The 19,341-nt window shown below is 70.3% G+C and carries 17 protein-coding genes; 10 read left to right on the plus strand and 7 right to left on the minus strand.

The genetic code is table 11. From position 1 onward, the window contains the following. The first annotated feature begins 17 nt into the window (after positions 1 to 17). The 3 genes from QZ951_RS17980 to QZ951_RS17990 are packed head-to-tail and all read left to right on the plus strand — an operon-like array spanning position 18 to position 5,481. Positions 18 to 1,313 (plus strand): TolC family protein, encoded by a 1,296-nt coding sequence (locus QZ951_RS17980; protein ID WP_293003091.1) that lies wholly within the window; start codon positions 18 to 20, stop codon positions 1,311 to 1,313. Further along, a complete protein-coding gene (locus QZ951_RS17985) occupies positions 1,310 to 2,317 on the plus strand; it encodes an efflux RND transporter periplasmic adaptor subunit (RefSeq protein WP_293003093.1) in 1,008 nt (335 codons plus the stop codon). The genes QZ951_RS17980 and QZ951_RS17985 overlap by 4 nt, the downstream gene beginning before the upstream one ends. After that, positions 2,314 to 5,481 carry a CusA/CzcA family heavy metal efflux RND transporter gene (locus QZ951_RS17990; RefSeq protein ID WP_293003095.1) on the plus strand — a complete coding sequence of 1,056 codons (3,168 nt, stop codon included), beginning with the start codon at positions 2,314 to 2,316 and terminating at the stop codon, positions 5,479 to 5,481. Before QZ951_RS17985 ends, QZ951_RS17990 begins: the two co-directional genes overlap by 4 nt. A gap of 11 nt (positions 5,482 to 5,492) precedes the next feature. Here the strand turns inward: QZ951_RS17990 and QZ951_RS17995 are convergent, their stop codons facing one another. Next, positions 5,493 to 7,664 carry a primosomal protein N' gene (locus QZ951_RS17995; protein ID WP_293003097.1) on the minus strand — a complete coding sequence of 724 codons (2,172 nt, stop codon included), beginning with the start codon at positions 7,662 to 7,664 and terminating at the stop codon, positions 5,493 to 5,495. Positions 7,665 to 7,962: 298 nt separating this feature from the next. Between QZ951_RS17995 and QZ951_RS18000 the strand changes: the two genes are divergently transcribed. Genes QZ951_RS18000 through QZ951_RS18010 form a run of 3 tightly spaced genes read left to right on the plus strand, consistent with a single transcriptional unit; the run spans position 7,963 to position 9,919 of the window. After that, positions 7,963 to 8,919, plus strand: a complete 957-nt coding sequence (locus tag QZ951_RS18000) for a DMT family transporter (protein WP_293003099.1) — start codon at positions 7,963 to 7,965, stop codon at positions 8,917 to 8,919. Between the two features lie 46 nt (positions 8,920 to 8,965). Further along, positions 8,966 to 9,370, plus strand: coding sequence for a DUF3224 domain-containing protein (locus QZ951_RS18005; protein ID WP_293003102.1), 405 nt, complete (start codon positions 8,966 to 8,968; stop codon positions 9,368 to 9,370). A gap of 12 nt (positions 9,371 to 9,382) precedes the next feature. After that, complete coding sequence (locus tag QZ951_RS18010) at positions 9,383 to 9,919, plus strand: YgjP-like metallopeptidase domain-containing protein (protein ID WP_293003104.1); 537 nt, start codon at positions 9,383 to 9,385, stop codon at positions 9,917 to 9,919. Here the strand turns inward: QZ951_RS18010 and QZ951_RS18015 are convergent, their stop codons facing one another. Continuing rightward, positions 9,920 to 10,321, minus strand: a complete 402-nt coding sequence (locus QZ951_RS18015) for a VOC family protein (RefSeq protein ID WP_293003106.1) — start codon at positions 10,319 to 10,321, stop codon at positions 9,920 to 9,922. It abuts the gene before it with no gap. Between the two features lie 163 nt (positions 10,322 to 10,484). On the opposite strand from QZ951_RS18015, the gene QZ951_RS18020 reads away from it, so the two are divergent. Next, positions 10,485 to 11,888 carry a PLP-dependent aminotransferase family protein gene (locus tag QZ951_RS18020; RefSeq protein ID WP_293003108.1) on the plus strand — a complete coding sequence of 468 codons (1,404 nt, stop codon included), beginning with the start codon at positions 10,485 to 10,487 and terminating at the stop codon, positions 11,886 to 11,888. 9 nt (positions 11,889 to 11,897) lie between these two features. Here the strand turns inward: QZ951_RS18020 and QZ951_RS18025 are convergent, their stop codons facing one another. Beyond that, the gene (locus tag QZ951_RS18025; protein ID WP_293003110.1) at positions 11,898 to 12,134 is read right to left on the minus strand and encodes a DUF2970 domain-containing protein; all 237 of its coding nucleotides are present in this window, start codon (positions 12,132 to 12,134) and stop codon (positions 11,898 to 11,900) included. 220 nt (positions 12,135 to 12,354) lie between these two features. Between QZ951_RS18025 and QZ951_RS18030 the strand changes: the two genes are divergently transcribed. Genes QZ951_RS18030 through QZ951_RS18040 form a run of 3 tightly spaced genes read left to right on the plus strand, consistent with a single transcriptional unit; the run spans position 12,355 to position 15,142 of the window. After that, on the plus strand, positions 12,355 to 13,059 hold the full coding sequence (locus QZ951_RS18030) for a c-type cytochrome (RefSeq protein ID WP_293003112.1): 705 nt from the start codon (positions 12,355 to 12,357) through the stop codon (positions 13,057 to 13,059). Then, positions 13,056 to 14,315 (plus strand): cytochrome c, encoded by a 1,260-nt coding sequence (locus QZ951_RS18035; protein ID WP_293003114.1) that lies wholly within the window; start codon positions 13,056 to 13,058, stop codon positions 14,313 to 14,315. Before QZ951_RS18030 ends, QZ951_RS18035 begins: the two co-directional genes overlap by 4 nt. Next, positions 14,312 to 15,142, plus strand: a complete 831-nt coding sequence (locus tag QZ951_RS18040) for a CmcJ/NvfI family oxidoreductase (RefSeq protein WP_293003116.1) — start codon at positions 14,312 to 14,314, stop codon at positions 15,140 to 15,142. Before QZ951_RS18035 ends, QZ951_RS18040 begins: the two co-directional genes overlap by 4 nt. 21 nt (positions 15,143 to 15,163) lie before the next feature. Here QZ951_RS18040 and QZ951_RS18045 read toward each other — a convergent pair whose 3' ends face one another. The 4 genes from QZ951_RS18045 to QZ951_RS18060 form a co-directional block, all read right to left on the minus strand. Next, the gene (locus QZ951_RS18045) at positions 15,164 to 15,946 is read right to left on the minus strand and encodes a hypothetical protein (protein WP_293003118.1); all 783 of its coding nucleotides are present in this window, start codon (positions 15,944 to 15,946) and stop codon (positions 15,164 to 15,166) included. A gap of 85 nt (positions 15,947 to 16,031) precedes the next feature. Next, positions 16,032 to 16,727, minus strand: a complete 696-nt coding sequence (locus QZ951_RS18050) for a queuosine precursor transporter (protein ID WP_366943982.1) — start codon at positions 16,725 to 16,727, stop codon at positions 16,032 to 16,034. A gap of 105 nt (positions 16,728 to 16,832) precedes the next feature. Next, positions 16,833 to 17,366, minus strand: coding sequence for a GFA family protein (locus QZ951_RS18055; RefSeq protein WP_293003122.1), 534 nt, complete (start codon positions 17,364 to 17,366; stop codon positions 16,833 to 16,835). Positions 17,367 to 17,556: 190 nt separating this feature from the next. Beyond that, positions 17,557 to 19,179 (minus strand): cryptochrome/deoxyribodipyrimidine photo-lyase family protein, encoded by a 1,623-nt coding sequence (locus QZ951_RS18060; RefSeq protein WP_293003124.1) that lies wholly within the window; start codon positions 19,177 to 19,179, stop codon positions 17,557 to 17,559. Positions 19,180 to 19,341: the final 162 nt, after the last annotated feature.

Here is a 19,341-nt window from a genome sequence, read left to right on the forward strand (position 1 = left end):
CCGGAGATCCGATCGAGATGGCAAGACTGCAGCCGCTGACGGCCGTCGCCTGCGCCGTTCTGCTGCACCTCGGCGGCGCCGGACCGGCCTGCGCGGACGGCGAGCCGCTGAGCTTGCGCGCGGCGATCGCGTCGGCACTGCGCAGCAATCCCGAGCTTCAAGGCTTCGCGTACGCGCTGAGGGCGCAGGACGGCCGGGTGCGGCAGGCCGGGGTCGGTCCGGCGCTGGAACTGACCGTCACCACCGAGGACCTGCTCGGTACCGGTGCCGTGAACGGGCTCGGCAACGCGGAACTGACGCTGTCGCTGAGCCGCACGATCGAACTCGGTGGCAAGCGCGCCCGCCGGATCGACGCCGCCACCGCCGAGCGCGACCGCCTGCAGGCCGAACGCGGCGTGCGCCAGCTCGATCTGCTGGCCGAGGTCGCGCGCCGCTACATCGAGACCGCGGCCGATCAGGAACGCCTGCGGCTGGCGCAGCGCGCGACGCAGCTGGCGGCGGCCACCCGCAACGCCGTGCAGAAGCGGGTGGACGCTGCGCGTTCGCCGCTGGCCGAAGCCAGCCGCGCCGGCATCCTGCTGGCCCGCGCGCGGCTGGACGAGGCAGCACTCGTGCGGCAGCTGGCGAGCGATCGCCAGCGGCTCGCGGCCCTGTGGGGCGATGCCGCGCCGACTTTCGACACCGTGCAGGCGGCGCTGTTCACGCTGCCGCCGGTCGACGAGTTCGCCGAGCTGACGACGCGGCTTGCCGGCAACCCCGATCTGGCCGCGTTCATCAGCGAAGCCCGCCTGCGCGATGCCGAACTGCGCCTCGCGGTCAGCCAGCGCACGGCCGATGTCACGATCACCGCCGGCGTCCGTCGCCTGCAGGACGGTCGCGATCAGGGACTGGTGTTCTCGGCCAGCGTGCCGCTCGGTGGCCGTGATCGGCAGGCCGGCAACGTGCTGGAAGCGGAGGCAAGGCGCGATCAGGTCGCCGCCGATCAGGCCGCCGCGGGGCTGCGCGTGCGCACCGATTTGTTCGCGCTGTACCAGCAACTGCTGCAGGCCCGCGCCGAAGTCGAGGGGCTGGAACGCGATGTGCTGCCGCGCGCCAGCGAGGCGCTGAAGCTGACCGAGTACGCCTACGAACGCGGCCGTTACAGCTATCTCGAATGGGTCGATGCCCAGCGCGAATTGCTTGAGGTCGAGCGGCAGCACATCGATGCCGCCGCCGACTACCACCTGCGCCTGGCCGAGATCGAGCGCCTGACCGGCGAAGCGCTCGCCCGCGCGCCTGACGCCACGATCAGCCCTTCCGGAGACGCGCGATGACCGCTGTCCTGCGCCACTGCCTGCGGCTTGCCGCGATGGCGGCCGTCCTTGCTGCCGCCGGTTGCCAGCGCACCGCCCCGGCAGCGACGGCGAGCGATGACGATGCCGCCGCGACCCGCGGCCCGGTCATCGCCCGGATCAGCGCGGCGGCGGCGAAGACCGTTGGCATCGAGGTGGCGCAGGCCGGGCCGGCGTCGATCCGCGAGCAGCTGCCGCTGTATGGCGCCGTGAAGCCGAACGCCGAGCGCGTGCGCGAAGTCATCGCGCGCTTTCCCGGCACGCTGAAATCGGTCTCGAAGGCGATCGGCGATCCGGTCGGCAAGGGCGAGACGCTGGCGACGATCGAAAGCGACGAAAGCCTGCAGACCTATGCCGTGACGGCGCCGATGACCGGCGTCATCACGGCGCGCGAAGCGGACCCCGGCGAGCAGGCCGGCAGCGAAGTGCTGTTCTCGATCACCGACCTGTCGTCGGTCTGGGTCGAGCTGAGCCTGTTTCCGGCCGATGCCGCGCGCGTGCGCGCCGGGCAGGCGGTGCGCGTGACCAGCGTCGATGGCCGGATCAGCGGTGATGGCCGCATCGCGCTCGTCGGCGCGCTCGGGCAGGCCGCCACGCAGACGCTGACCGCGCGCGTGCCGCTGGCCAACGACGATCGCCGCTGGACGCCGGGCCTGTTCGTCAACGGCGCGGTGGCGCTGTCGGAAACGGCGGTGCCGGTGGCGGTGGCGGCCACGGCCGTGCAGACGCTGGATGGCGAATCGGTCGTGTTCGTGCCGGTCGAAGGCGGCTATGCAGCGCGTCCGGTGCGCCTCGGCCGCAGCGATGGCGAGGCCATCGAAGTGTTGGCCGGGCTTGCGGCGGGCGAGGCGTATGTCGCGAGGAACAGCTTCATCGTCAAGGCCGAGCTCGGCAAGAAGGGGCTGGAGGAAGACGACGAGTCCGGTGGCCCCGCCGCTGCCGATGGCGAAGTCCCCGCGCCTGCCAGCGGCGACAAGACGCCGTGATCGACGCGCTGCTGCGGCTGGCGGTCGAGCGCCGCGGGCTGGTGCTGGCACTGGTCGCCGCACTCGCGGCGTTCGGCGCGTGGAACCTGCGCCATCTGAACATCGATGCCGTGCCGGATCTGACCAACACCCAAGTCCAGATCACCACGGCCGCACCGGGTGCCACGCCGCACGAAGTCGAAGCCACGGTGACCTATCCGGTCGAGACCGCGCTCGCGGGGCTGCCGGGACTGGAAACCACGCGCTCGCAGTCGCGCTACGCGCTGAGCCAGGTCACCGCCGTGTTCAAGGACGGCACCGACATCTACTTCGCCCGCAGCCTGATCAACGAACGCCTGCAGAGCCTGCGCGGCGAACTGCCCGCCGGCCTCGTGCCGCGGCTCGGGCCGGTCGCGACTGGCTTGGGCGAGGTGTTCCTGTATTCGATCACCGCCGCGCCCGGTGCGCGCCAGCCGAACGGCCGTCCGTGGGATGTCGCAGCCCTCCGCGGCCTGCAGGACTGGGTGCTGCGCCCCGCTTTGCTGCAGGTGCCGGGCGTTTCCGAAATCAACACGACCGGCGGCTACGAACAGGAATACCTCGTCGCGCCGTCACCGGCACGGCTGCTGGCGTATGGCCTGAGCTTCGACGATCTGGCCGCCGCCATCGGCCGCAACAACGCGAGCATCGGCGCCGGCTATGTCGAGCGGAACGGCGAGCAGGTGCTGATTCGCGCGCCGGGGCGGCTGACCGGGCTTGCCGATCTGGCGCAGGTCGTCGTCACCCGGCGCGATGGCGTGCCGGTGCGCATCGCCGATGTCGCCGACGTCGGCTTCGGCTCCGATCTCGGCCCGCCGCTGCGCACCGGTGCGGCGCTGATCGATGGCGAGGAAGCGGTGTTCGGCACGGTGATCATGCGGCTCGGCGAGAACAGCCTGCGGGTCGCGCATGCGGCTGCGGATCGGCTTGACCAGATTCGCCGCAGCCTGCCGCCCGGTGTCGCGGTCACGCCGCTGTACGACCGCAGCGCGCTGGTCGAGCACACCATCGACACCGTGCGCGAGAACCTGCTGGAAGGCGCACTGCTGGTGATCGTCGTGCTGTTCCTGATGCTCGGCAATCTGCGCGCCGCGCTGATCACCGCCGCGGTCATTCCGCTGGCGATGCTGATGACGGTCAGCGGCATGGTGCAGCTGCAGGTCAGCGCCAACCTGATGTCGCTCGGCGCGCTGGACTTCGGGCTGATCGTCGATGGCGCGGTGATCATCGTCGAGAACTGCGCGCGCCGGCTGGCGCAGGCCCAAGCCCAAGCCGCGGCGACGGGTCCATTGTCCGACGCCGACCGGCGCAGCCTGATGTACGACGCCGCCCGCGAAGTGATCCGCCCGAGCCTGTTCGGCGTCGTCATCATCACCCTCGTCTATCTGCCGATCTTCGCGTTCGAAGGCGCGGAGGGAAAGCTGTTCCGGCCGATGGCGATCACCGTGATGCTGGCGCTGGCGGCGGCGCTGGTGTTGAGCCTGAGCTTCGTGCCGGCCGCCGTCGCCGCCGGTCTGCGTCACGCCCAGCCCGAGCATGCGCGCGGGCCGATGCATCGCCTGCGGGCGGGCTACCGGCGCCTGCTCGCGGCCGCGCTGCGGCGTCCGCTGCCGGTGCTGGGCGGCGCGCTGGCGCTGGTCGTCGTCAGTGGCTGGCTTGCCACCCGGCTCGGCTCCGAGTTCATTCCGTCGCTCGACGAAGGCGACGTGCTGATCGAGGTCCGCCGCATTCCGGGCACCAGCCTGACGCAGGGCATCGCGCTGGAGCGCGAGCTGGATCGCGCGCTGGCCGCCGTGCCCGAGGTGCAGCGCGTGTTCGCCGGCATGGGCACCACCGAGATCGCGATCGACCCGACCGCGCCGGGCGAGGGCGAGACCTACGTCATCCTGAAGCCGCGCCGCGAATGGCCCGATCCGGCCAAGCCCAAGGCCGCCGTCGTGCGCGAGCTGCAGGCCGCCGCTGCCGCCTTGCCCGGCACCGTCACCGAGTTCTCGCAGCCGGTCGCGCTGCGGATCAACGAACTGCTGTCCGGCGTGCGCTCGGCGCTGGCGGTCAAGGTCTACGGCGATGATCTGGACACGCTGCAGCGGGTCGCCGCCCAGGTCGCCACGCAACTGGCGAAGGTCGATGGCACCATCGACGTGAAGCCGGAACAGACCGATGGCCTGCCGCTGCTGACGATCGAACCGAAGCGCGCCGTCATCGCCCGTTACGGCCTCAGCGTGGCCGACGTGCAGTCGGCGGTCGGCGATGCGCTGGCCGGACGCGATGCCGGCCAGATTGCCGACGGCGATCGCCGCTACGACATCGTGCTGCGCCTGCCGGATGGCCTGCGCAGCGATCTGAAGGCGCTCGAGCGGCTGCCGGTGCCGCTGCCGGCGGCGGCGGGTGAAGGCCCGGCCGCCGGCGCGTACGTGCCGCTGTCCGAAGTCGCGAGCCTGACGCTCGGGCAGGGCCCGAACCAGATCTCGCGCGAGAACGGCAAGCGCCGCGTCGTGGTCACCGCCAATGTCGCGGGACGCGATCTCGGCGGTTTCGTGCAGGACGTGCAGCAGCGCCTGCGCCGCACCATCAGCCTGCCGCCCGGAGTCTGGCTCGACTACGGCGGCACCTATCGGCAACTGGTGTCGGCCAACGCGCGGCTGCAGGTGATCGCGCCAATCACGCTGGCCGCGATCTTCACCCTGCTGATCGTCGCGTTCGGCTCGGTGCGCGACGCGCTGCTGATCTTCAGCGGCGTGCCGCTGGCGCTGACCGGCGGCGTGCTCGCGCTGCTCGCGCGCGACCTGCCGTTTTCGGTGACCGCCGGGGTCGGCTTCATCGCGCTGTCCGGTGTGGCGATCCTGAACGGTCTGGTGATGCTGACCTTCATCCACGCGCTGCGCCGCGAAGGCCGGCCGCTGGACGAGGCACTGCTCGAAGGCGCTGCCCTGCGCCTGCGGCCGGTGCTGATGACGGCGCTCGTCGCCTCGCTCGGCTTCCTGCCGATGGCGCTGAACACCGGCCTCGGTGCCGAGGTGCAGCGCCCGCTCGCCACCGTCGTCATCGGCGGCATCATCAGCTCGACCGTGCTGACGCTGTTCGTGCTGCCGCTGCTGTATCGATGGGTGCACGGTGCGCGACGCGGTCCGGCGGTCGCCGGATAGCGCCATCGCCGCTAGAACAGATCGGCCGGATCGACATCGAGCGACCAGCGCAGCCGGGTCTTCTGGCCAAGCGCTTCGAGCGTCGGCATCCATGACGCGAGCATGCGGTGCAGCGCGGCGCGGGACGGGCTTTTCAGCAGCAGCTGCGCGCGCTGGAAGCCGGCGCGGCGCGCCATCGTGGCCGGCGCGGGGCCGAGGATGTCGACCTCGCGCGCGGCCGGGCAGTCGCGACGCACGCTGCGCAGGAAGGCCATCGCCTCGCCTTCGGTCTTCGCTTCGACGCGCAGCAGCGCCAGGCTCGAGAACGGCGGCAGGTCGAACTGCCGGCGCTCGTCCATCAGGCGCGCGGCGAATGCGGCGTAGCCCTGTTCGACCAGCAGCCGCAGCAGCGGGTGCTCCGGCTGATGCGTCTGCAGCAGCACTTCGCCCGGCTGGCCGGCGCGACCGACGCGGCCGGCGACCTGCGTGACCATCTGGCCCATCCGTTCCAGCGCGCGGAAATCGCTGCCGAACAGCGCCTGATCGACATCGATCAGCCCGGCGAACGCGAGCCCGGCGAAGTCGTGGCCCTTGGCCAGCACCTGGGTGCCGACCAGCAGGTGCACGGCGCCGCGCTGCACGTCGGCCAGCAGCGCGTTCAGCGCGGTGGCGCTGCGCAGGCGGTCGGAATCGAAGCGTTCGATCCGGTACTCGGGAAAGCGCAGGCGCAGCGCGTCCTCGATGCGCTCGGTGCCCTGACCGACCGGCACCAGCTTGCCGCCGCAGTCCGGGCAGGCCGGCGGCAGCGCTTCGACGTGGCCGCAGTGGTGGCAGGCCAGCCGCTGCTTCGCGCGATGCATCACCAGCCGCGCATCGCAGTTCGGGCACGGCAGCACGTGGCCGCAGTCGTGGCACAGCAGCACCGGCGCGTAGCCCCGGCGGTTCAGGAACAGCAGCGCCTGATGGCCGCTCGCCAGCTGCCGTGCGACGGCGTCGACCATCGTCTCGCTCAGGCCGTCGTGCAGCGGCGCGTGGCGCACGTCGAGCAGATGGATGCGCGGCGGCGCGTGCTGATGGACGCGACGCAGCAATTGCACGCGGCGATAGCGCCCGCCGTCGGCGTTGTGCAGCGTTTCGAGCGACGGTGTCGCGCTGCCGAGCAGCACCGGCACGCCGAGCCGGCGCGCGCGCAGCACGGCGACATCGCGGGCGCCGTAGCGCAGGCCGTCCTGTTGCTTGTACGAAACATCGTGCTCTTCGTCGACAATCACGAGCTTCAGCCGCGCCATCGGCACGAACACCGCCGAGCGGGTGCCGACGACGATCCGCGCACGACCGTCGCGGGCGGCAAGCCAGTGGCGCGCGCGCTCGGCTTCGCTCAGGCCCGAGTGGAAGCTGGCAACGCCATCGCCGAAGCGGGCCGTGAAGCGCGCCGCGAGCTGCGGCGTCAGGCCGATCTCCGGTGCCAGCACCAGCACCTGTCCGCCATCGCGCAGCACGGCTTCGGCGAGCTGCAGATAGACCTCGGTCTTGCCGCTGCCGGTCACGCCTTCGAGCACGGTGGCGCTGAAGCCGTCGCGGGCGGCCAGCAGCGTGTCGAGCACGCCGCGCTGTTCGTCGGTCAGCGCCAGCGGGGTCTCGAGCGGGCTGACATCGTCGCAGTCGACACGCGCGACCCAGCCGGCATCGAGCGCCTTGCGCAAGGCGGCGGCGCCGGCTTTCGGCAGCGCGGCGCGTGCAGCCGCGGCCTGACGCGGCCCGTCGACCAGCGCGTGCAGCAGGCTGCGCAGCGCGCCGCTGCGCGCCGGCAGGGTCGCCAGTGCGGCATGGCCGGCCGCGGTCAGCGCCAGACCGTCCGGCGGTTTCGGGATCACGAACTCGCCGCGCCGGAACGGCCCGGGCAGCGCCGTCGCCAGCACCTCGCCGAGCGGGTGCTGGTAGTAGTCCGCGGCCCACTGGCACAGCGCCAGCAGCTCGGACGGCACCAGCGGCGTGTCGTCGATTACGGCGGCGATCGGGCGGATCGCGAAATCGGGCGCCGGCGCGTCGCGCCACGGTTCGATCACGAGGCCGACCAGCTCGCGCCGGCCGAACGGCACGCGCACGCGCACACCCGGCGGCAGGGCGTTCGCCAGCGCGTCGGGCACCTCGTAGTCGAAGCGCCCCCGCAAGGGGACTGGAACGGAAACCGTGATCTGCTTCACGAAACGACGATCGAAAGTCCTGTGGATAAACTTGTGTACATCACCAAGCGCTGCGCCCGGTGGCAACAGGGGCCGCCGTGGAAATCGTTTGCGTGGCCGGAACCGGCGGAATAAACATCAATTCATTCAATCGCTTGTACGGGAAATACTGCACTTCGCAAAGGTCGGCGCTTGACCGGGCGTGCTTCGATGGTTCGACGCGATCTGTGCATAAGCCGGGACAAACATTGAAATTTTCCGTGCGCTGGAGCACACGCACCGGCCGTGGCCGCGGGACAATGCCGGCCTCGCTCCCTGATTGTCCCCGCAACCTGCCCATGTCCGCCATGTCGCTGCTCCGCTGCCGTTCATGGCGATGACCGCCCGCGCCGGCATTCCCGGCCTTGTCCTCGGCGCCACGCTGATCGGCTTCGCGGCGATCATCGTGCGGCTGGTCGATGTCGGCCCGACGGCGGTCGGCTTCTGGCGGCTGGCGATCGCGGTGCCGGTGCTGGGGCTCGCGCGCCGCGCCTGGCAGGCGGCCGACGCGCCGGCACCGACGCCGCGGGCCCTCGGCTTCATGCTGCTGGCAGGTGTGGCGTTCGCGCTCGATCTGGCGCTGTGGCATCGCTCGATCCACCTGACCTCGGTCGCCAACGCCACCTTGATGAGCAACCTGTCGCCGGTGTTCATCGCCCTGACCCTGCATTTCGGCTTCGGCGATCGTCACCCGCCGCGCTTCTGGATCGGCCTGCTGCTGGCGCTGTCGGGTGCCGGCTGGCTGGTGGCGGACTCGTTCCGGATCAGCCACGAGACCGCCATCGGCGACCTGATGGCGATCGGCACCGCGGTGTTCTATGCCGTCTACCAACTGCTGGTCAGCCGCGCGCGGCGGACCTACCGCGCGCTCGACGTGATGTTCTACGCCAGCCTCGCCGGCATGCTGACCCTACTGCCGATGACTCTGATCGCGGGCGAAAAGCTGCTGCCGACGACCTTGCGCGACGTTGCGCTGCTGCTGGCGGCCGGGCTGGTCGTGCACATCGGCGGGCAGGGGCTCATCGCCTGGGCGCAGGCCCATGTCACCGCCTCGTTCGCGTCGGTCACGCTGCTCGTGCAGCCGGTGGCGGCGGCCGTGTTCGCGTGGTGGCTGCTCGATGAAGGCTTCGGGCTGCGTCAGGCCCTCGGCGCGCTGCTGATCCTCGCCGGCATCGTCACCTGTCGGCTGGCGATGCTGCATGCGGCCGCAGCGGTGCCGGCTGCGGGCAAAGCCTAGCCGTCGCCCGTATCCTGCCGGCGAATCCGCTGCCTTCCTGCTCGCCATGACCGTCCTGACTGCTGCCGGCTCGTTTGATGTCACCCTCACGCCGCTCGCGCTCGATGTCGCCGGCGACCCGACCCGCGGCCGCATGCGGCTCGACAAGGTGTTCCGCGGCGGACTGGACGCAACCGGTGCCGGCGAAATGCTGACCGGGCTCGGTGCCGTGACCGGCTCGGCGGCGTATGTCGCCATTGAACGCATCACCGGCACGTTGAATGGCCGCAGCGGCAGCTTCACCGCGGTCCATCGCGGCGTGATGACGCGCGGCACGCCGGAACTGCTGGTGACCATCGTGCCGGACAGCGGCACCGGCGATCTGCTCGGCATCGCCGGCACGCTGGTGCTGATCGTCGGCGGCGGCAAGCACGACTATCGCGTCGAATACACGCTGCCGCCGGCGCACTGACGCTGTCATTACATGACCACCGCTTCGGACCGCGGCCAGGCCGCGATCGACCTGTCGAGCATCGCCGGCTACGGGCCGACGACGGTCGATTCGGTGCGCCGGCTGATCGCCGACAACCGACTGGCCGCGCATCTGGCGAAGAAGTATCCGGCGCGGCACGCCGTGCAGTCCGACTCGGCCTTGCAGGCCTACATCGGCGAGTTGAAGCGCGAATACCTGCGCAGCGCGCCGCCGCTGCATCGCGTCACCTACGAGAACGGGGTCGACGTCATGCGCCACGCGCTCGGCTTGCATGTGCGCAGCTCGCGCGTGCAGGGCGGCAAGCTCAAGGCGAAGCACGAGATCCGCATCGCCAGCCTGTTCCGCGAAGCGGCCCCGGAATTTCTCGAAATGATCGCCGTGCACGAGCTGGCGCACCTGCGCGAGTCCGATCACGACAAGGCCTTCTACCGCCTGTGCGAGCACATGCTGCCGGACTATCACCAGCGCGAGTTCGACACCCGGCTGTGGCTGATCGCGCGGCGCCTGCCGGCAATCACCTGCACATGACTACATCGCCGACGGAACGCCGGACTCGACCAGCTCCAGCGGCAGGCCATCGGGATCGGCGAAGAAGGTGTAGCGCTGTCCGGTGTGTTCGTCGATCCGGATCGCTTCCACCGGCACGCCCTGCGCTTCGAGGGCCGCCTTGGCGCTGACGACATCGGCCACGCGGAACGCCAGATGGCGCAGGCCGCGTGCTTCGGGATACGACGGCCGCGGTGGCGCGAGCGGGAACGAGAACAGCTCGATCTGCGTGCCGTCCGGCAGCGCCAGATCGAGCTTCCACGACTGCCGCGCGGCGCGGAAATGTTCGGCGATCACGGCGAGCCCGAGTGTTTCGACATAGAAACGCTTCGACACCGCGTAGTCGCTGCAGATGATCGCGGCGTGGTGCAGGCGTTGGAGCATCGGGTCGGGCGGGGGCGACGGGTTCGGATGCGCGCATCGTACCGAGGCGTGCCGCGCACGGCGCGGCGTTCCGCCGGCACGGCCGATGCGGCACCATGCGGACGCCGCCTGACCCGTGACTGCCGATGCCCCGCGTCCCCCGCCGTGCGCTGTCGCTGCCGCCATGACGCTGTACAAGCGCTACGCCGATGAACTGGCCGGCCTGATCGCCGACGGGGCGCTGCAGCCGGGCGAGCGGCTGCCATCGGTGCGCGAGGCCAGCCGCCGCCGGGCCCTGAGCGAGATGACGATCCTGCGCGCCTACCACCGGTTGGAAGCGCGCGGCCTGATCGTGGCCCGGCCGCGCTCCGGCTATTACGTGGCCGAAACGCTGCGAAAGCGCCCGGCGCCGGCGCCATCGACGCCGCCCGCGCTGCCGACGGCGATCGACAAGTCCGAGCTGATCGTCGACCTGCTGGCCTCGATCCGGCGGCCGAGCATCGTGCCGCTGGGTTCGGCGTTTCCGAGTCCGCGTCTGATGCCGATGCGGGCGCTGCATGCCTCGCTGAACCGCAGCATGCGCGGGCTCGATCCGATGCAGGCGGTGGCCGACCTGTCGCCGGGGAATCCCGAGCTGCGCCGGCTGATCGCGCTGCGCCACCGCGGCGACGGCATCGCGCTGGAAGCGGACGATCTGGTGATCACCGACGGCGCGATGGAAGCGCTGAACCTGTCGCTGCAGGCGGTCACCGCGCCGGGTGATGCGGTGATCATCGAATCGCCGACGTTCTACGGCTCGCTGCAGGCGCTGGAACGGCTCCGGCTGCGCGCCGTGGAAGTGCCGACCGACCCGCAGACCGGCATCGATCTGGACGCCCTCGCCGTCGCACTCGAACGACACCGGCCGGCGGCCTGCTGGCTGATGAGCAGCTTCCAGAATCCGCTCGGCGCGACGATGCCGGAGGCGCGCAAGCAGGCGCTGGTCGCGTTGCTGGCCGCGCACGAGGTGCCGCTGATCGAGGACGACGTCTACGGCGAGCTGCATTACGGGCCAGCGCGACCGCGACCGGCGAAGGCGCACGACCGCGCCGGGCTCGTGCTGCATTGCGCGTCGTTCTCGAAATGCCTGGCGCCGGGCTACCGGATCGGCTGGGTCGCCGCCGGCCGCTACACCGCGAAGCTGCAGCGGCTGAAGCTTGGCAGCAGCCTGTCGGCGGCGATGCCGTCACAGCTGGCGCTGGCCGACTATCTGGCCACCGGCGCCTACGAGCGCCATCTGCGACGCCTGCGCGAACGGCTCGCCGCCAGCCGCGACGCGATGCTGGCCGCGATCGATGCACATTTTCCCGACGGTACCCGCGTCACCCGGCCGGACGGCGGCTATTTCCTGTGGGTGGAACTGCCGCCCGGCATCGATACCCGGACGCTGCAGCAGGCCGCGCTGGCGCAGGACATCAGCCTCGCGCCCGGGGCGCTGTTCTCGGCGCGCGACGATTTCGCCGCCTGCCTGCGCCTGAACTACGGCCATCCGGACGATGACCGCGTGCTGCCGGCAATCGCGACCCTCGGCCGGCTCTGCCGCCGATAGCGCGCGGCGTCAGGTTTGCAGGACGTGCAGGGCCAGCTGTGCCGCCGCGACGAACAGCGCGACCACGACGGCGGTCAGCAGCACGCCGACGATGACGAACTGCAGCGGCTGGCCGACGGTGAAGTCCCGCACCCGGTTGCGGTGGCTCTGCACGCCGAAGAAGGCCCAGGCCACGCTCTGGATCACCTGCAGGATCGACAGGCGTTGCGTGTTGTCGGCATCGGCGGGTGGCAGCGGCTGGTTCATGGCGATCTCCGGATGCGGTACCGCTGCACGATGCTCGCCGACGGCGATCGATCCAAGCACCAGATTGCATCGGAAAATCGAGGGCAGATCGGTCGATGTGCGGCGAAACGCGCGATCGTGCCGTCATCTGTCCTGCATTCCCGCTCCGCAACTGCCGATACCGAGGCCTTGCCGGATGCTGCACCATGACGCCCTGCTTCCGTCCGCCTGCCGAGTCTCGATGCGCTGTCTCTCCACCGTCACCCGCTGGCTCGCCGCCGGCCTGCTGCTGATCGGCAGCGCTGCGCGCGCCGCCGAGCCGGGCACTGCCGACCCGATGACCGAGCGCCTCGCCGCCTGCGCCGCCTGCCACGGCAGCGAAGGTCGGACCGTTGGCGACACCTATTACCCGTCGATCGCCGGCAAGCCGGCGCGCTATCTGTACGCGCAGCTCGTCAACTTCCGCGACGGCCGGCGCCAGCACACGATCATGGCGGCGATGCTGGCGAACCTGTCGGACCGCTATCTGGGCGAGATCGCGACGTTCTACGCGCGCCAGCCGCATGCCGCGCAGCCGGTATTCGACGGCGCCACGGCCGAGCAGCTCGCCACCGGCGAGCGCCTGACCCGACAGGGCGACCCGGCGCGCAAGATTCCGCCGTGCCAGGCCTGCCACGGCGAGGCGCTGACCGGCGTCGAGCCGGCGATTCCGGGCCTGCGCGGCCTTCCGGTGCGCTATCTCGATGCCCAGATCAGCGCCTGGAAGCAGGGCGCGCGCCGCGCCACCGCGCCGGACTGCATGGGCCAGATCGCGAAGGCGCTGACCGGCGCCGAAATCACCGCGATCAGCGCCTGGCTGGCCAGCCAGCCGTACGCACCGGATGCCCGGCCGGCAACGAGCCTGCCGGCACCGCTGCCGCTGGACTGCGGCGGCGTGCTGCCATGAAGCGCCGTCTGATCGCGACCGGCGCAGCGCTGGCGCTGGCAATTGCATTCTCGACCTGGCTGAACCAGCCGGAACTCGCGGCCGAGGACATCGCCCCGGCCACCGGGGCTTCGGCCACGCTCGAACAGGTCACGGCTGGCGAGTACCTGACGCGCGCGGGCAACTGCGGGGCCTGCCACAGCGCGCCGGGCGGCGTGCCGTTCGCCGGGGGACGCCGCATCGCGACCCCGTTCGGCGACGTCTACAGCAGCAACCTGACGCCGGACGACGAGACCGGCCTCGGCCGCTGGAGCGAGGCCGACTTCTATCGCGCGCTGCATCTGGGCCAGTCGCGCGATGGCCGGCTGCTGTCGCCGGCGTTCCCATACACCAGCACCACCAAGATCAGCCGCGCCGATTCCGACGCGATCTTCGCGTGGCTGCGCACCCTGCCGCCGGTGGCGCAGGTGCCGCCGCCGTCGACGCTGGAATTCCCGTACGACAGCGCGCTGGCGCTGCGCGTCTGGCGCGCGCTGAACTTCCGGCCGGCGAAGGCGGCGGACATTGCGGCGATGGATCGCGGCGCCTATCTGGTCGAAGCGCTCGGCCACTGCGGCGAATGCCACACGCCGCGGGGCCGCCTCGGCGGGCTGCAGACGGCGAGTCGGCTGATGGGCGGGCCGATCGCCAGTCTCGGCTGGGACGCGCTGCCGATCGCCGGCCCCGATCCGGCCGAGTCGGCCGACCGGGGCGATGCCGAGCGCGCCGCGCTGCTGAAGACCGGTGTCAGCCGCCGCGGTGCAGTCTCGGGGCCGATGAGCGAAGTCGTGTTCCACAGCCTGCAGTACCTGCGCGACGACGACATCGCCGCGATCACGGCCTATCTGCGGGCGCAGCCGCTGGCGGCACCGCCGCCGGCACCGCGCGTGCCGCAGGTATCGGCCGAGACCGCGAAGGCGCAGCGGCGGGAAGGGGCGACGATCTATCGCGAGCACTGCGAAAGCTGCCACGGCGGCGAGGGTCAGGGGCGGCCGTCGATCTATCCGGCGCTCGCCGGCAGCCGCATCGTCAACGCCGTGTCGGCGACCAATGCGCTGCGCCTGACCCTGGCCGGCGGCTTCCCGCCGAGCACCGAAGGCAACCCGCAGCCGTATGGCATGCCACCGTTCAGCCATCAGCTGAAGCGCGAGCAGATTGCCGCCGTGCTGACCTACATCCGCAGCGCCTGGGGCAACGACGCGCCGCCCGTGTCCGTGATCGAGGTTGAACGCCAATGAACCGCAGCGATTCCCCGGCGTCTGTCCGCGCCACCCTGAACTACAGCGCCGACAACGGTCGCCGGCTCGACACGTATTTCTACGAGCCGGACGCCGACACCGTCCGCAATCCGCCCGGCACCGACCCGCGCGAGGTCACGATCGTCAACGGCTGGCCGCGCGCCGCGCAGTGCTCCGTCGACCGCGAAGGCTTCGAGATCGCCGAGTTCGACGGCCGGTTTCAGGATTTCGACGATGACGCGGCGATCCGCGCGCGCTTCCACGCGCAGGTGGTCGCCCACGTGAAGCGCCATACCGGTGCCAGGCGCGTGGTGGTGTTCGATCACACGATCCGCCGCCGCATGCCGGCCGACGACCTGAGCCTGCAGACCACCGTGCAGCGCCCGGCCGTGCTGCTGGTCCACAGCGACTACACGGTCAAGAGCGGCCCGCAGCGCGTGCGCGATTTGCTGCCGGATGAAGCCGAAGCGCTGCTCGCGCGGCGCGTGGCCTTCTACAACGTCTGGAAGCCGCTGGCGCGACGGGTTGAGGAACTGCCGCTGGCGGTCTGCGATGCCAGTTCGCAAAGCCCGGACGACCTGCTGCTGATGGACCTCAAGTACCGCGAACGCACCGGCGAGATCTACGTCATGCGGTCGGCACCCGGCCACCGCTGGGTCTACTTCCCGCAGATGGAAGCGAGCGAGGCGCTGCTGCTGAAGACCTACGATTCCGAAACCGATGGCCGCGCGCGCTTCATGTTCCACAGCGCCTTCGAAGATCCGACCACGCCGCCCGATGCGCTGAAGCGCGAAAGCATCGAGGTGCGGACGATGGCGTTCTTCTGACCGCGGACGGCCTTCGCCGCATCACTGCCCGAACAGGCTGCCGAAGCTGCGCAGGTTCGGCAGCACGCTCGGCTCCGCCGGCAGCGCGAAGCGGGCGGCGACGGGTGTGGCCGGGTCCAGCCGTTCGAGCAAAAAGCTGTTGCCGATGCGCAGGATGCCGGTGCCGCGCTGGCGCAGTTCGGCGGCCAGCCGTTCGTTGGCCTCGGCATCGAGTTCCGGCAGCGCCTTCGCCGCGATGCGGCCGGTGGCGAGCAGCGCTTCGGTCAGCTCCTGCACGCGCGGGTCGCGGGTCAGCACGATCTCGTCGGTCCGGCGCTGTCCGGCGCGGTTCTCGGTGGTCAGCAGCCAGACGCGGCCGGCAAAGCCGGCGATGGTTTCGCTGCGGCCCGGGCCGTCGAGGCTGACGAAGCGACCATCGGTCACCAGCGAGCGCGGCGCCAGATTGCGCGCGATGCCGCCGAGCGAGGCCATCGCCTGCTCGTACTCGAACACCATCGTCTGTTCCTGCAGGTTGGCGACGGCGTAGGCGGTGCTGTCGCGGACCACGAGGTAGCCGTCGAGCGTGAACTCGGCCGTGGGATCGACCTGCAGGCGCACCCGCGTCGGGCGGTCGAACTCGATGCGCGAGCGCACCATCTGCGCCGTCGGGTCGCTCAGATCGTCGCCGGCAACGAAGGTGGCGCTGCCGCCGGCCTCGGCCAGACCGACGTTTCCGAGCAGCACGGCAGCGAGCAGCCAGCCGCGCGCGGCAGGTCGGGCAAGGCGGTGGACGAGGTGGTGGCGCGGGCGGGCGAGATCGGACATCAGCGGACTCCGGCAGTAGCGATCGATCATCGAGCCTGCCTGCCGCTGCCGGTACGCCCGCTGAACGGCGCGTGCCGCGGCCCCGTCAGTCGAGCTTGCGCGCCTCGCCCTCGTCCTTCAGCGAGAACGGCGAGAACGAGATGTCGGTATCGAAGGTATCGACCCCTTCCGCGCGCTTCAGGCCGTTGACCACAAGGTACGTCAGCGGCGTGAACGCCACCTCGACGCCGATCTTGAACAGCACGTTGAACACCATCAGCGAGCCGAGGGTGGCGTTGTCGAGGATGCCGTAGAACGCCACCGGATAGAACAGCAGGCTGTCGATGCTCTGGCCGCAGACGGTCGAGCCGATCGTGCGCGTCCACAGCATCCGGCCTTCGGTCCAGACCTTCATCTTGGCCATCACGAAGGAATTGACGAAGTCGCCGACCCAGAACGCCAGCATGCTGGCCACGACGATGCGCCAGGTGTTGCCGAACACCGTTTCCAGCGCCGGCTGCAGCACCTTGTTGTAGTCCGACGTCGGGCTGGCCGGCATCGACACGATGATCGCGCTCATCGTGGTCGCGAAGATCATCGCCGCGAAGCCGGCCCAGATCGCGCGCCGGGCGCGGGCGTAGCCGTACACCTCGGTCATCACGTCGCCGAAGATGTAGCTGATCGGGAAGAACAGGTTGCCGGCGCCGAAGGTGACGACGCCGATGATCGGCAGGGTGACGATGCAGGCCTTGGCCGGGCCGATCAGGTTCGAGCACAGCAGCACGGCGACCGTGCCGGACATCAGGAAGTCGTAGTAACGGAAATTGCGCAACGCAGGGCCCCGGCGGATCGATCCGCCGAGATCATAGTCCAGCGCTGCCGCACGCCGGGGTGACCGGCGCGGGAACTAGCGGGAGTGGACCGGTTCCAGCGGGATCGGGTACTGGAAGATGTCCATCGCGTCGAGCCGCGGATCGTCCGACGTGGTTTCGCGCGGCAGCGTGTCGATGATGTTCAGCCACGGCATCTGGCTTTCGATACCGTAGTGCGCTTCCGGCTTGGCCTGCACCGGGCGGTCGAGGCTGCCAACGGTCAGGAAGGTGAACAGCGAGCCGTGGTAGCTCACCGTCAGCGGCGTGCCGCAGGCGCTGCAGAAGCCGCGCTCGGCCATCGTCGACGACTTGAAGATGCTCGGCGCGCCCTTGACCCATTCGAGCTTTTCGCGCGGCGCGCCGGCGGTCAGCGCGAACACGTTGCCGACCGCGCGCTGGCACATCCGGCAATGGCAGTAATGCACCATTTCCAGCGGCGCATGCACGGCGTAGCGCACCGCGCCGCATTGGCAGCCGCCGGTGATCGGGCCCGGACGGAAATTGCCGAACGGTCCCGGAAACAGGCCCTCAAACAAGCCATGGCTGGACGCAAGCGTTGGATCGAGCATGTTTCGGAATCCGAGTTCTGAGTTTTCGTATTTCTCAGATGACATTACGATGAATGGCCCCGATAGATGCATTGATCTGAAATAAGTACGGGATGTTTCACACTGGCTGCTGGCCGATCGGCGGTCAGCGATGTCCGGGGACCAGTAATTATTTAGTGAATATCAATTGATTCGGCGCAAGTAATGTTCGTTAATCCGTGTTCATTTCGGGTTCGTCGAACAGACCGAGGCCCATTTGCAATTCCGCTGCGGGCTCCGCGGGTTTGCCGCGCTGCCTGGCGGACTTCGGGCGCGTCGTCGCCGGCAGCCCGGCCTTGCGGCTGCCATGACGTTCCTGGATCGCGTCGGCGACCCGCGCGAACTCGTTGCCGGTGCGGATCGCCCAGACCCGGTCGCGGGCTTCGCGCGCCGCGGCCACCGGATCGACCACCGGCAGCGGATAGTCCGTGCCGAGCCGGCAGCCGGCCGCGGCCTGCGCGGCGTCGTCCATCTGCCACGGCGTATGCAGCAGCACCGTCGGCACGCGCGCCAGTTCCGGCAGCCAGCGGCGGATGAAGCGGCCTTCCGGGTCGTGGTCGAGCCCCTGCTTCACCGGGTTGTAGATGCGGATGGTGTTGATGCCGGTGACGCCGCTCTGCATCTGCATCTGCGGGTAGTGGATGCCCGGCTCGTAGTCGGTGAACAGCCGCGCCAGGTGCAGCGCCGGCTCGCGCCAGTGCAGCCACAGGTGATAGCTGGACACCGCGCACAACATCGCCCGCATCCGGAAGTTGATCCAGCCGGTCGCGATCAGCGAGCGCATGCAGGCATCGACGAACGGCAGGCCGGTGCGGCCTTCCCGCCAGGCGTCGAAGCGGGCGCGGTCGAAGGCGTCCTCGCGCAGCCCGTCGTAGGCGCGATGGGTGTTCTGGAATTCGAGGCTCGGCTGGCTTTCGAGCTTCTGGATGAAATGGCAATGCCAGTGCAGGCGGCCGATGAACGCACCGAGCGCCCGTGGCCAGTTGCCGCGCTGCTCCGGCGGCACGGCCTGCAGCGCCTCGAGCTGCCGCGCCGCGGCCTGCGCCGCTTCGCGGATCGACAGCGTGCCCCAGGCCAGATGCGTCGACAGCCGCGAGCAGGATTCCACTGCCGTCAGCGGGCTCGACAGCTCGCGGTGGTAGTTGCCGCCGCGCTCGTTCAGGAAGCTGTGCAGCGTCCGCTCGGCGGCCCGTCGACCGCCCGGCTGCCGCGCCGGCGTGTCGCCACCGTGCAGCGGGCTGCGCTCGGCAAGCCACGGCAGATCCGGGCCGGGAATCGGGCCGGGATCAAGGTCCGGAATCGCCGGCAGTGCATCCGGTGCCGGGATGATCGGCGCCGACATCCGCTGATCCCAGCGCCGAGCCCAGCCGTCGCGCGTGCGCATCCGCCGCTCGACGCCCTGCTGCGGAATCTCGGTCCAGTCGATGCCGTGTTCGCGCGCCCAGGCGCCAACCGCGAGATCGCGCGCGAAGCTCCAGCCGTTGCCGGTCTCCTGATGGCTCCACAGGTGGAAGCGGCCGCGCCGGCTGCGCAGGGCTTCGAACACGGCAAGCGCCTCGCCCCGGCGCACGATCAGCGGCTGCCCGAGTGCCGCCAGCGCCTCGCGCAGCTCGATCAGCCCGTCGCGAATGAAGCCCCAGTGCCGGCCGGACGCATCCGGCTGCTGCCACAGGCTCGGCTCGACCAGATACAGCGGCAGCACCACGCCGCGCAGCGCCGCCTCGCGCAGCGGCGCGTGATCGTGAATGCGCAGATCGCGCTTGAACCACACCACTTGCAGGACGGCTTCCGACATGGCGCGAAGCATGAAGCAAGCCGTCGTCCGCGTGGCGGTTTCCGCCGGGTTGTGTGAACGGCGCCACAGAAACACCGTGGGACGGCATTGACCTGCCGGCCGCCGATGGCAGGCTCTGAAGGTGTCGATTGCGGCGCGTGCCGATCGGCGAGCCGGGCCGGA

This window comes from Nevskia sp. (assembly GCF_021732705.1).
GTDB lineage: Bacteria > Pseudomonadota > Gammaproteobacteria > Nevskiales > Nevskiaceae > Nevskia.

Excerpts from the sequence above, each read along its gene's own strand:
- QZ951_RS17980 (WP_293003091.1), top strand. The coding sequence starts at position 18 with ATGGCAAGACTGCAGCCGCTGACGGCCGTCGCCTGCGCCGTTCTGCTG.
- QZ951_RS17985 (WP_293003093.1), top strand. The coding sequence starts at position 1,310 with ATGACCGCTGTCCTGCGCCACTGCCTGCGGCTTGCCGCGATGGCGGCC.
- QZ951_RS18005 (WP_293003102.1), top strand. The coding sequence starts at position 8,966 with ATGACCGTCCTGACTGCTGCCGGCTCGTTTGATGTCACCCTCACGCCG.
- QZ951_RS18010 (WP_293003104.1), top strand. The coding sequence starts at position 9,383 with ATGACCACCGCTTCGGACCGCGGCCAGGCCGCGATCGACCTGTCGAGC.
- QZ951_RS18015 (WP_293003106.1), bottom strand. The coding sequence starts at position 10,321 with ATGCTCCAACGCCTGCACCACGCCGCGATCATCTGCAGCGACTACGCG.
- QZ951_RS18020 (WP_293003108.1), top strand. The coding sequence starts at position 10,485 with ATGACGCTGTACAAGCGCTACGCCGATGAACTGGCCGGCCTGATCGCC.
- QZ951_RS18025 (WP_293003110.1), bottom strand. The coding sequence starts at position 12,134 with ATGAACCAGCCGCTGCCACCCGCCGATGCCGACAACACGCAACGCCTG.
- QZ951_RS18030 (WP_293003112.1), top strand. The coding sequence starts at position 12,355 with ATGCGCTGTCTCTCCACCGTCACCCGCTGGCTCGCCGCCGGCCTGCTG.
- QZ951_RS18035 (WP_293003114.1), top strand. The coding sequence starts at position 13,056 with ATGAAGCGCCGTCTGATCGCGACCGGCGCAGCGCTGGCGCTGGCAATT.
- QZ951_RS18040 (WP_293003116.1), top strand. The coding sequence starts at position 14,312 with ATGAACCGCAGCGATTCCCCGGCGTCTGTCCGCGCCACCCTGAACTAC.
- QZ951_RS18045 (WP_293003118.1), bottom strand. The coding sequence starts at position 15,946 with ATGTCCGATCTCGCCCGCCCGCGCCACCACCTCGTCCACCGCCTTGCC.
- QZ951_RS18050 (WP_366943982.1), bottom strand. The coding sequence starts at position 16,727 with ATGTCCGGCACGGTCGCCGTGCTGCTGTGCTCGAACCTGATCGGCCCG.
- QZ951_RS18055 (WP_293003122.1), bottom strand. The coding sequence starts at position 17,366 with ATGCTCGATCCAACGCTTGCGTCCAGCCATGGCTTGTTTGAGGGCCTG.
- QZ951_RS18060 (WP_293003124.1), bottom strand. The coding sequence starts at position 19,179 with ATGTCGGAAGCCGTCCTGCAAGTGGTGTGGTTCAAGCGCGATCTGCGC.